Consider the following 10150-nt stretch of genomic DNA (forward strand, 5'->3'; position numbering starts at 1 on the left):
CGTCGAAGCGGCTCGCGCCGGAATCACCGCTGAGCGATGCCAACCGTTGGTTGAGCTGGTGCATCAGCAGTGCCGCGTCGGGGTGGTCGACCGACACCGACTCGAGCATCACAGGAATGAAGGGTTCGGTGGATTGGCCAATCACAGGCGTTTGTGGCATTGTTCAGGCTTCGTTTGAACCAACGATCAAATCCTAACCAATGGTCAGTAAATCGACAAGCGGCGGACGGGCGCCCCTGCCGGATCCGCGCCCGAGCGGTCCGAAGGGCCTGCACCCCACCGCGGGCGTCGTGCAGGCCGGCCCGGCGGGCGCGGCCGACGCGCGTCCGGCCGCCAAGCCGCAACCGCGCGTGCGGCAGAAGGTGGCCAAGCCGGAAGGACCGCTCAAGCGGCAGGCGCAGCGCAAGGCGATGAGCGATGCAGGCGCCGAGGGCGCGAGCGCGCTGGCGCCGTCAGACGAAGCGGGGCTGCCGCCGACGGCGTCGCAGCAGCGTCGCGCGGCGCACAAGCAGGCGCTGGAAGCCGGCATCCTGGCCGCCGCGCGGGAGCTGTTCGCCGAGCGCGGCGCCGAGGCGCTGACGCTGCGCGAGGTGGGCGCGGCGGTCGGGTACTCGCACGCGACGCTCTACAGCTTCTTCCATGACAAGGGAGAGCTGCTCGCGCGGCTCGCGCAGGACAGCCTGCAGGCGGTGCTGACGCGGCTGCAGGGCGCGGTCGACGGCGCGGCGCCCGGCGGCGAGGCGGCCGCGGTGGCGCGGGCCTTCGTCTCATGGGGCCTGCAGCATCCGCACGACTACCGGCTGCTGATGCTCGACACGCCGGTCGCGTTGCGTGAGGCGCTGATCACGGGCCTGGACGCGTTGATCGCGCCGGCCGCCTTGCCCGCCGCGCGCGCCGCCGCGCTGTGGTCGGGCCTGCACGGGCTAGTGATGCTGGAGCAGGACGGGCTGGCGCTCGGCGGCGCGGTCTCGCGGGCGAAGCGGGTGGAGGCGCTGCTGGCCGGGCTGGTCGGCGCCGGGTGAGGCGCGCCGACCGTCGTCCGGGCGCAGGCCCGGAACGGGTGTGGGCTCAGACCAGATGCGGCAGGCGCTTGTAGTACAGCACCGCGGTCTGCAGCTGGCCTTCGGCGCCATGGCAGTGGTCCGGGATCTGGCCGGCGCGTTGCCAGCCGAGGTGCGCGAAGACCGCCTCGGCCTGCGAATCGGCGCAGGTCTCGAGCTGCAGCAGAAAGCGCCCCTGCGTCGCCGCCGCGCATTCCAGCCGCGACATCAACTGACCCGCCACGCCGCGGCTGCGTTCCTCGCTATGCACCATCAGCCGCTGGACCTCCCCGCGGTGGTGCGCGTTCGCCAGCGGGCACAGCGAGAGCTGGACCGCGCCCAGCAGCCGGCCGGGACCTTCGGACTCGCAGGCGATCCACAGCATGTGGTGCTGGCCCAGTCGCGCGAAGACGCCATGCCAGTAGTCCAGCGCCTGGTAGCGCGACAGCGGCGCCAGGAAGCCCAGCGTCGCGCCGAGGTGGACGTTGTCGATCAGCAAGTGGGTCAGGGCGGGCAGCCATTGCAGGTCGCGGGACGACAGCTTGAGGATCTCGATCGGCGCCCGCTCCAGTCGCGGCAGGGCGGCGGTATCGCTGGCCTGTGGATGGAGGGCGCGCGCGGCTCGGGGGTGGACGGCCGTGGGGCTGAGGGCGACGTGCATGGACGGGAACTCCAGGTGGGACTGCGGCTGCCGACCGATCTCGTGAATCGCGGTCGGGACCTGGAAAACCCTGACGCAAACGTCATGCCAGCTCGGCGCGGGGCCGCATCGCGCGGGCGATTGCCGCGCGGTGACGGCTCAGGCTCAGGCTCAGGCGGGCACCGCCACGCAGAGTTCCGCCTCGAGCCCCGGCTCGGCGCACAGGCGGCCCTTGCCCTGGCGCTTGGCGGCATACAGCGCGGCCTCGGCGCGGTGCAGCAGGTCCTCGATGTTGCGGTCGCCGTTGCGCAGCTTGGCCCAGCCGGCCGAATAACCGAGCGTGAAACCGAGCTCGCGCGGCGCCAGCGCCAGCAGCGCTTCGCGGACGCGGCGGTCGAGCGCCGGCGGCCCGACCAGGTCCGAGCGCGCCATCATCACCGCGAAGCGCTGGCCATCGATGCGCGCGACGACGTCGCCCAGGCGCTTCTGCTCGTCCAGGCAGCGGGCGAACAGCGCGATCGCCTGGTCGCCCTTGAGCTCGCCATGGGTGGCGTTGATCGCCTTGCAGCCGTCCAGGTCCATGACCAGCAGCATCAGCGGCTCGCTGTAGCGCCGCGCCATCGAGATCATGTCCACCGAGCGCTGCTGGAACGCGCGCCGGTTGGCCAGCCCGGTGGCGGCGTCGACCTGGGAGAGGCGGCGCAGCTCGACCTCGCTCTCGCCGCGCCAGGCCACCAGGATCGCGATCGCGGCGGCCAGCACGCAGACGTTGGCCACGACGGCGAAGGCCATGTTGAGCGGATGCGGCGCGTCGAAGCGCGGCAGGTTGCCGGTGTCGAAGCCGGCCAGGTAGGCGCGGGCCAGGTTGAGCAGCGCCAGCAGGCCCAGGCTGACGGTGAACAGCAGGCGCCAGCGCAGGTGGCCGACGGGACCGCGCTTGACCGGCTGCATCAGGCTGACGCCGAACGCCAGCATCTGCAGGCCGATGCAGCCGTTGGACCAGGCCAGGCGCAGCGCGTAGTTGTCCCAGCCGGCGCCGTAGCCGACCATGACCAGCACCGGCATGCCGTACTGGAAGAAGCGGCCGAGCCGCCCGGGCAGCCAGCGGTCGGCGGCCATCCACAGCAGCGTCACGCTGGCGCTGAGCAGGCCCAGCGCCACGGTCGCGGTCAGGCGCGAGCCTTCGGGCGGCAGCAGCAGCAGGGCCCAGCCGGCGGCCTGGGCAGCGGCGCCGAGTTGCGCGCGGCGGGCGGCGATGCTGTCGCACCAGCCCAGCAGCAAGGGCAGCAGCAGCGCCAGCGCCAGGGACTGGATCAGCATCAGGCTGAACAGCGTCGGGACGTCGAAACGCATACGCGCGGCACCCGCCGGCGAGGCGGGCGTGAGCTGGTCATGACCGGCGATTGTGGCCCCGATGCGGCCGCGCACGTAAAGTCGCGGCCCCATGAGCCTGACGACCACCCTCCCGTCCGCCCCGGCTCGCCTGCCGGGCGTGCCGTTCGCCTTCGCCGGCGGATATGGACCGCACTGCGGCGGCGTTCACGCGCTGGTGCGGGAGAACGGTGGTCGCGTGTGGGCGCGGCTTGCTGCGCCGCTCGAAGGCAGCCCGACCTGGCTCCATCTGGCCGAGGGCGGACGGCGGCTGCACGCGCTGTTCGAGGACAGTCACGAGCTCGCGAGCTTCGCGGTCGATCCCGACGACGGGGCGCTCACGCTGATGTCGCGGGTCGCGACGGGCGGCACGCTGCCGGTGCATCTCGCCTTCGACGACAACGCCGGCCGCGCGCGCGAGGCATGGATCGCGCATTACGGCGATGGCAGCGTGCGGCGCGCCGTGGTGGAGAGCGACGGTGCGCTGCGTGCGCCCGATCGGTCGATCGCTCCCAGGCCCGGCGCCGAGCCGCATGCGCACATGGTGCGCCGGCATCCGCGCTGGCCGCTGATGCTGGCCACCGACCTGGGCCACGACCTGCTGCGCGTGTGGCGCGTCGATGAAGGCGGGGAGATGCCGATCGAGCTGGAGGGCCTGTCGCTGCCGCCGGGCAGCGGCCCGCGCCACGTCGTCTTCCACCCGAGGGATGCGGGGCAGCTCTACCTGCTCAACGAGGCCGCGAATGCGCTCGACTGGCTGGGCCTGGACGAGGCCGGCCGGCTCACGCACCGGCTGCGGCTCAGCAGCCTGCCGGCGGGTTTCGAAGGGCTGAGCTACGCGTCGGACCTGCTCGTCACGCCCGACGGGCGCCGGCTCTTCGCGCTGAACCGGCTGCATGACGCCATCGCCGTCTTCGACCTGGCTGCGGATGGCCGCCCGTCCTGGCGCGGCGAAGTCTGGGCCCAGGGCAGCTACCCGCGCAGTGCGACGCTGAGCCCGGACGGCCACGAACTCTGGGTCAGCCTGCAGCGCAGTCATCAGCTCTGCGTGTTCCGGCTCGACGGCGAGGCGCTGCCGCGCTTCGACGGCCACTTCATCGCCATGCCGGGCGCGGCCTGCGTGGTGTTCCGCTGAGCCTCTCGACCTGATCAGCCGAACTGCCGCCGGTAGCGCGAAGGCGCGGGCAGTCCCAGCAAGCGGAAGTGCCGCCGCATCGACTCCGGCGAGCCCAGCCCCGAAAGATCGGCCACCGCCTCCACGTCCAGCGACTCGCGGGTCTCGAGCAGCTCCTTGGCGATGGCGACGCGCTCGCGCGTCAGCCATTCGAGCGGTGCCAGGCCCGTGGCCGCCTTGAATCGGCGCTGCAGGGTGCGCGCGCTCATCGCGGCGCGATCGGCCATCGACGCGACCGTGTGGACCTCGCGCGGATGCGCGCGCAACCAGTCCTGCAGCACGGCGATGGGGCTGGATTCGTCGCTGGGCATCGGCCTGGGCACGAACTGCGCCTGGCCGCCCTCGCGATGCGGCGACATCACCAGCCGCTGCGCCACCGCGTTGGCGATGCGCGCGCCGTGGTCGCGCCGCACCAGGTGCATCAGCATGTCCAGCCCGGCGGCCGAGCCGGCCGAGGTGATCACCTGGCCCTCGTCGACGTAGAGCGCGCCGGGATCGACCTCGATGCGGGGGGAACTCACGGGCGAGGCGCTCGGCATAACGCCAGTGGGTGGTCGCGCGCCGGCCATCGAGCAGCCCCGCGTGCGCGAGCACGAAGACGCCGGAGCAGATCGTGCACAGCCGCGCGCCGCGCGCATGGGCGGCGCGCACCGCCTTCAGCAGCGGCTCGGGCGGACGCTCGGCGGCATCGCGCCAGCCGGGGATGACGACGATGTCGGCGCGCCGCAGCATCGCCAGCGTGTGGGGCGCCTCGACGCGCACGCCGCCGGTGCCGCGCAGCGGACCGGGCTCGGCCGCGCAGATCGCGTGGCGGTACCAGGCGACGCCGAGCTCGGGCCGGTCCAGCGCGAACAGCTCCACGGCGCAGCCGAACTCGAACATGCAGAGACGGTCGTAGGCGAGGATCGCGACCAGCGGCGCCTCGGTCGAGGTGGCCGCCTGGGCCGATCGGCTCGACCTGGCGGCGTTGGCGCCGGCGGCGGCGGACCTCGCGCCGGCGGTGCTGCCCTTGCGGGGAGGGGGGCTCGATTCATGGCGGGCGCGTGGCATGGCGCGATGTTACCGATACGCGGCATTCCGGCCACTCGTGCATGACACCGCGCTTGGCGACACTGGCTGCCATCGATCCCCACCACCCAGCAAGGAACCCCCGATGAGCTCGCATGTCTCCGCCATTCCCGCCGCGCCCAGCGCCCAGGCGCTCGCCCACTTCGAGCAGGCCTTCGCCTTCGAGACCGACTGCTGGGACGTCCACGATGCGTTCTCCCGCGGCGTCCAGGACTTCGTGCTGCTCGACGTGCGCAGCCACGAGCTCTACCAGCGCGGCCACCTGCCCGGCGCGCTGAGCCTGCCGCACGGCAAGATCACCGAAGGCAAGATGGCGACGTATCCGAAGGACACGCTGTTCGTCGTGTACTGCGCCGGCCCGCATTGCAACGGCGCGCATCGCGGCGCGGTGCGGCTGGCCCGGCTCGGCCGGCCGGTGAAGCTGATGATCGGCGGCCTGACCGGCTGGATCGACGAGGGCTTCGAGGTCGAACGCGCGCTGTCGCCGGTCGTCGCCGCGCCCTGACGCGATCCTCGGCGAGCGTCAGAGTCGGTCCAGCACCGGCGCCCAGTGCGCGCTGAGCTTGCGGTAGCCGGCGCTCGTCGGATGGATCTCGTTGAGCCAGTCGGCGGTCGCGCCGGTGTCGGTCACGCGTGCCGGCGTCAAGGTGCCCTGCGTGTCGACGATGTGCACCGACCCATCGGGCACGGCCGCGGCGATCTGGAACAGCAAGGCCTTCAGCCGACGCAGCATCAACGCGCTCACGGCGGCCCATGCGTCCTGCGGGACGCCGTACTTCACGAGCGAGGGCTGCAGCCAGGGGCCGCGGCCGAAGCCCGCGCCGCTCGGACGCGGCACGGCCAGGTCGTAGGTGTGCAGCACCACCGGGATGCCGCGGTTGAGGCCCCGGTCGCGCTCCCGCAGCAGTTGCCGCATGACCGCATCCAGGTGAACGCTGAAGGTCTGCCAGCCCGCGTCGGAGAGATAGCGGTCCTCCGCGACGCCGGCGCCCCACTCCGCCTGCGTGGCCAGCAGGCGCAGCGCCGCCGGCTGCGTCGGGTCGACCGCGGCCGCCTCGATCAGGTCATTGCCGCCGCCGGACAGCAGCAGCGCGCTCCAGCGGCGGGACAGCGGGCCGTTGAGGTGACGCAGGAAGCGGCGCTCCCGGACCGTATCCGTCATGCGCCTCAGCACGGCGCCGGGCGAGGCGAAATTGACCGCGCAGGCGGCGGTCCGTGTCGACATGCCGTCGAACAGGTTGGAGGACTGCAGCGGCAGCCCGCCCATCGAGAACCAGGAGTCGCCCTGGGCGATGAACTGCCGGTTGAAGTCGGACAGCGGGGCCGGTCTGTCCGGGTGCTCGACCTCGTCGGGCGTGAAGACGGTGATCACGGGCATGGAGGACCGCCGCGCCTTACTTCACCGGGATGACGGTGCCGCGGTCCACCGGCACGGCGGTCACGCTGTTCTGCGGCGAGCCCTCGATGACGCGGTCCGAGTAGGTCAGGTAGACCAGCGTGTTGCGCTTGGCGTCGACCATGCGGACGACGCGCAGCCGCTTGAACACCAGCGAGGCGCGCTCGGAGAACACCTCCTCCTGCCGCGGCAGCGGCTTGGGGATGCTGATCGGACCGACCGCGCGGCAGGCGATGGAGGCCTCGGACTTGTCCTCGGCCAAGCCCAGGCCGCCCTTGATGCCGCCGGTCTTCGCGCGGGAGACGTAGCAGGTCACGCCGTTCACCGCCGGGTCGTCGTAGGCGTCGACGACGATCTTGTGGTTCGGGCCGATGAACTTGAACACCGTGCTCACGTCGCCGATCTCCTCGGCGTTCGCGCCCATGCAGGCGGTGGCGAGCAGGCTCAGCGCCAGGGCGCCGAGGGACAGGACCGCCGGACGGCGAGGGCGGGAGGAACGGGGGCTAGGCATGCTGGGGACTCCTTTGGCCCGCGGTTGTAGCACGCGTCGCGTCAACAAACTGCGACGGGATCCAGCGGTCGCGCCAGCCAAGGAAAGGCCGCTCGACGGTCCGGTAGAGCAGCCATCCGCCCAGCAGGCAGGCCGCCGCGATCACCGGCACCGCCGCGCCCGAGGTGCGCGTCAGCCCGACCGCCGCCAACGGCTGGAGCAGCGCATAGGCGATCGGCTTGTGGGTGAGGTACAGCGCGTAGGACCATCGCGCCAGCGCATTCGCGCCCGGGACCTCGACGCGGGACAGCGCGCCACGCGGTGCGAGCGCCGCCAGGGTCAGCAGCCCGAAGCTCCATGCGAGCGCGCTGTAGCCCCAGCTGCTCATCGCGTGGCCATAGCCGTAGCCGTCGATGTAATAGAAGTGCAGCATCAGCGTGAGCATGCCGATGCTGGCCGTGACGCCGACGACCAGCAGCATCCGCGCGCGACGCATGAGCGCGGCCCACAGGTCCGCATGGCCATGCTTCAGCAGGGCGATGGCGACGCCGGGCAGGAATTCGTCCAGGCGCGCGAGGCTGCCGTAATAGAGCTGCGGGTAGTAGCCGAGCGACGGATCCTGCGTGCCGTAGCGCCGCCACAGGTGATCGCGCCACGCGATGGCGGCCAGCGTCAGCCCGGCGATCAGCGACCAGGCCAGCACGCGCCGGCCCGACTTCAGGGCCGCGCCCAGCATCAGAGCGGCGGGGAGCATCAGGTAGAACTGCTCCTCGATGCACAGCGACCAGGCGTGCGAGAACGCCGTGCCGGGCGCCAGGCCGATGTTCTGGGTGAAGGTCAGGAAGCGCCACAGCGGGGGCGGCTCACGGCCGCCCATCAGCTGGGGCAGCAACAGGTAGAGCGCCAGCACGACGTAGAAGTTGGGCAGCGTGCGCAGCAGGCGCCGGCCATAGAAGCGCGGCAGCGACAGGCGCTCGCCGCGCGCGATCCCGCCCATCAGCTGGTTGGCGATCAGGTAACCGCTGAGCACGAAGAACAGGTCGACGCCGGCCCAGCCGATGCGGCTCAGCCAGCCGAAGGTCGACTCGCCGCTGACGAAGACCTGGTAGTGGTAGGCGAAGACCAGCAGGATGGCCGCGGCACGCAGCGTGTCCAGGCCATGCAGGCGCGGGGTGCCCGAGCCGGGCAGGGAAGGGGAGGACATGGGAAGCAAGGAGCCGGCTTCGAGGCGGCGTCGTTGGAATGGCGGCGATTCTCGGCACGCCGCGCGGCGCCGGCGCCATCCTGCGACGAAATCGCCCGCGCGATGGACGAGTCGGCAGCGCGAGAACCGTTACGCGCGTTACGCGGCTCTCGAGCGTCGCGCGACCGATGCGCCTATCCCAACACCACCGATGCCGCCGACATCACCGGCGCCATGGGCACTTCAGGCGCGATGGCGCTCTCGACTGTCCGTGGGCGCCTCGTCGCGCGCCTGCATGCCGTAATCCCGCAGCACCGCGGCGACGCGCAGCCGGTAGTCGGCGAACACGCCCGCGCGGCCCTCCGATTGCGCCTGGCGATGCGCCTCCAAGCGCCGCCAGGCCTGCACCGCCGCCTCGTCGCGCCAGAAGGACAGCGAGAGCAGCTTGCCCGGGTCGGTCAGGCTCTGGAAGCGCTCGATGCTGAGGAAACCATCGATCTCCTGCAGCAGGGGCTTGAGCTCGGCGGCGAGCTCGAGGTAGCGGTCGCGACCGTCGGCGCTGGGCGTGACTTCGAAGATGACGGCGATCATGGGAAAAGCTCCTCGTCCTTGAATTGCGGAATGTCCATGTTGGGCAACGCCAGCGGCGCGACGGCGGTCGGCGGACGCAGCCCCGGTTGCTCGGCGAGCCACTGCAGCGACGCGAGCGACGTGCCCAGCGCCAGGCCTTGTCCCGGGCAGCGGTGGGCGCCGTCGCCGAAGGGGTGATCGGTGCCGGCCAGCTGCACGGTGACCGGTGCGGGGGGCTGCTGCCGCACGTCGAAACGCCGGGTCACGCGCACGGCGCCGCCGTCGCGTGCCAGGCGCAGCAGGGCCTCGCGCGTCGGTGCGCCGCCCATCCACGAATCACCGAGCAGCGCATGGCCCAGCAGCGCGGCGCCCGCTTCATGGCTCTGCCAGATCAGCGCGAGCCGGTTCGCGGTGAACGCGGCGCGGTCGGTCCAGCGCGAGGGCCCGGCATGCCGGAGCAAGGTCCATTGCAGCGGCGCATCGGGCGCGCGGTGCTCGGCGTCGTCGAGCGCGCCCAGCAGCGTCGCTACCGCCTCGCCGCCGGCGCGGACCGCCTCGCCCGTCGCCTGGGCGCCCAGCGGCCGCCATCGCGCGCAGTTGCCCGTGCAGTCGACGCTGGGCCGCGAGCTCGTCCATGGGCAGGCCCAGCAGGCTCGCCACCGTCGACGCCGGGACCGCCCAATGCCAGTGGGACCAGCTGCCCTGCGCGGCGATGGCCGCCTGGCGGCGGGCATGGGCGCGGACGTCGTCATCGGACAGCGCCAGCAGCGCGCGCGACAGCGCCGCCTTCTCCGGCGCGTGGGCCGTGTCGTCGCGCTGCCGCAGCCAGCGCGAGAAGACTTCGGCCAGCGGCCCACCTTGGGCGCGCAGCGGCGGCGGCAGCGGCTCGTCAGGCGGCCGCATCCGCAATGCGGGGTCGAGCAATGGCGCGAGCGGCGCATCGATGCTCAGCGCGTCGGCGATCGGGGCATCGGCGTCAACGGCATCAGCGGCATCAGCGGCGCCAACGACCTGGGCATCGGCCTCGTGCCGCGCATGGAAGGGACAAGCGGTCATCGCGTGGGCGCCCGGGTGGGCGAGGGGAGGGGAGATGGGGGAATCTTCGCGATGGATCGCCGGGAACGCTTCGCTTAGCATCGAAACATGATTGACGCCCCCACCGCCGACGAGGCGCTGGCGCACATCGCCGCCAGCATGGCCGAGCCGGTCCGCGCGCGC

11 protein-coding genes and 1 pseudogene are annotated in these 10150 nt (G+C 72.2%); 4 read left to right on the forward strand and 8 right to left on the reverse strand.

Features of this window, described 5'->3' with window-relative positions:
- The first annotated feature begins 200 nt into the window (after positions 1-200).
- Positions 201-1022, forward strand: a complete 822-nt coding sequence (locus FUT87_RS20655; protein WP_147242235.1) for a TetR/AcrR family transcriptional regulator — start codon at positions 201-203, stop codon at positions 1020-1022.
- Between the two features lie 46 nt (positions 1023-1068).
- Here the strand turns inward: FUT87_RS20655 and FUT87_RS20660 are convergent, their stop codons facing one another.
- Complete coding sequence (locus FUT87_RS20660) at positions 1069-1701, reverse strand: GNAT family N-acetyltransferase (RefSeq protein WP_091719753.1); 633 nt, start codon at positions 1699-1701, stop codon at positions 1069-1071.
- Positions 1702-1851: 150 nt separating this feature from the next.
- Complete coding sequence (locus tag FUT87_RS20665) at positions 1852-3033, reverse strand: GGDEF domain-containing protein (protein WP_186830660.1); 1182 nt, start codon at positions 3031-3033, stop codon at positions 1852-1854.
- Positions 3034-3124: 91 nt separating this feature from the next.
- Between FUT87_RS20665 and FUT87_RS20670 the strand changes: the two genes are divergently transcribed.
- Positions 3125-4186, forward strand: coding sequence for a beta-propeller fold lactonase family protein (locus FUT87_RS20670; RefSeq protein WP_147242237.1), 1062 nt, complete (start codon positions 3125-3127; stop codon positions 4184-4186).
- Between the two features lie 14 nt (positions 4187-4200).
- Here FUT87_RS20670 and ftrA read toward each other — a convergent pair.
- Positions 4201-5107, reverse strand: a pseudogene (gene ftrA, locus FUT87_RS20675) (transcriptional regulator FtrA).
- A gap of 271 nt (positions 5108-5378) precedes the next feature.
- On the opposite strand from ftrA, the gene FUT87_RS20680 reads away from it, so the two are divergent.
- Positions 5379-5798, forward strand: coding sequence for a rhodanese-like domain-containing protein (locus tag FUT87_RS20680; protein WP_147242238.1), 420 nt, complete (start codon positions 5379-5381; stop codon positions 5796-5798).
- A gap of 18 nt (positions 5799-5816) precedes the next feature.
- On the opposite strand, the gene FUT87_RS20685 is transcribed toward FUT87_RS20680, so the two are convergent.
- The 5 genes from FUT87_RS20685 to FUT87_RS20705 all read right to left on the reverse strand — a co-directional run bounded on the left by FUT87_RS20685 (position 5817) and on the right by FUT87_RS20705 (position 9666).
- On the reverse strand, positions 5817-6671 hold the full coding sequence (locus FUT87_RS20685; protein ID WP_147242239.1) for a hypothetical protein: 855 nt from the start codon (positions 6669-6671) through the stop codon (positions 5817-5819).
- 16 nt (positions 6672-6687) lie between these two features.
- Positions 6688-7113 carry a CreA family protein gene (locus tag FUT87_RS20690; RefSeq protein WP_233217840.1) on the reverse strand — a complete coding sequence of 142 codons (426 nt, stop codon included), beginning with the start codon at positions 7111-7113 and terminating at the stop codon, positions 6688-6690.
- 79 nt (positions 7114-7192) lie between these two features.
- Positions 7193-8383, reverse strand: a complete 1191-nt coding sequence (locus FUT87_RS20695) for an acyltransferase (protein WP_147242240.1) — start codon at positions 8381-8383, stop codon at positions 7193-7195.
- A gap of 222 nt (positions 8384-8605) precedes the next feature.
- Positions 8606-8953: an antibiotic biosynthesis monooxygenase gene (locus tag FUT87_RS20700; RefSeq protein ID WP_091719785.1), complete on the reverse strand. Its 348-nt coding sequence runs from the start codon at positions 8951-8953 to the stop codon at positions 8606-8608.
- Positions 8950-9666 carry a hypothetical protein gene (locus FUT87_RS20705; RefSeq protein WP_147242241.1) on the reverse strand — a complete coding sequence of 239 codons (717 nt, stop codon included), beginning with the start codon at positions 9664-9666 and terminating at the stop codon, positions 8950-8952. Before FUT87_RS20705 ends, FUT87_RS20700 begins: the two co-directional genes overlap by 4 nt.
- Here FUT87_RS20705 and FUT87_RS20710 point away from each other — a divergent pair.
- Positions 9665-10066, forward strand: coding sequence for a hypothetical protein (locus FUT87_RS20710; RefSeq protein ID WP_147242242.1), 402 nt, complete (start codon positions 9665-9667; stop codon positions 10064-10066). The genes FUT87_RS20705 and FUT87_RS20710 overlap by 2 nt on opposite strands.
- The last annotated feature ends 84 nt before the right edge of the window (positions 10067-10150 follow it).

Source organism: Mitsuaria sp. TWR114, from assembly GCF_007997345.1.

Excerpts from the sequence above, each read along its gene's own strand:
- FUT87_RS20710 (WP_147242242.1), top strand. The coding sequence starts at position 9,665 with ATGGGCGCGGACGTCGTCATCGGACAGCGCCAGCAGCGCGCGCGACAG.
- FUT87_RS20695 (WP_147242240.1), bottom strand. The coding sequence starts at position 8,383 with ATGTCCTCCCCTTCCCTGCCCGGCTCGGGCACCCCGCGCCTGCATGGC.
- FUT87_RS20700 (WP_091719785.1), bottom strand. The coding sequence starts at position 8,953 with ATGATCGCCGTCATCTTCGAAGTCACGCCCAGCGCCGACGGTCGCGAC.
- FUT87_RS20680 (WP_147242238.1), top strand. The coding sequence starts at position 5,379 with ATGAGCTCGCATGTCTCCGCCATTCCCGCCGCGCCCAGCGCCCAGGCG.
- FUT87_RS20660 (WP_091719753.1), bottom strand. The coding sequence starts at position 1,701 with ATGCACGTCGCCCTCAGCCCCACGGCCGTCCACCCCCGAGCCGCGCGC.
- FUT87_RS20655 (WP_147242235.1), top strand. The coding sequence starts at position 201 with ATGGTCAGTAAATCGACAAGCGGCGGACGGGCGCCCCTGCCGGATCCG.
- FUT87_RS20685 (WP_147242239.1), bottom strand. The coding sequence starts at position 6,671 with ATGCCCGTGATCACCGTCTTCACGCCCGACGAGGTCGAGCACCCGGAC.
- FUT87_RS20665 (WP_186830660.1), bottom strand. The coding sequence starts at position 3,033 with ATGCGTTTCGACGTCCCGACGCTGTTCAGCCTGATGCTGATCCAGTCC.
- FUT87_RS20670 (WP_147242237.1), top strand. The coding sequence starts at position 3,125 with ATGAGCCTGACGACCACCCTCCCGTCCGCCCCGGCTCGCCTGCCGGGC.
- FUT87_RS20690 (WP_233217840.1), bottom strand. The coding sequence starts at position 7,113 with ATGGGCGCGAACGCCGAGGAGATCGGCGACGTGAGCACGGTGTTCAAG.
- FUT87_RS20705 (WP_147242241.1), bottom strand. The coding sequence starts at position 9,666 with ATGCCCGCCGCCAGGCGGCCATCGCCGCGCAGGGCAGCTGGTCCCACT.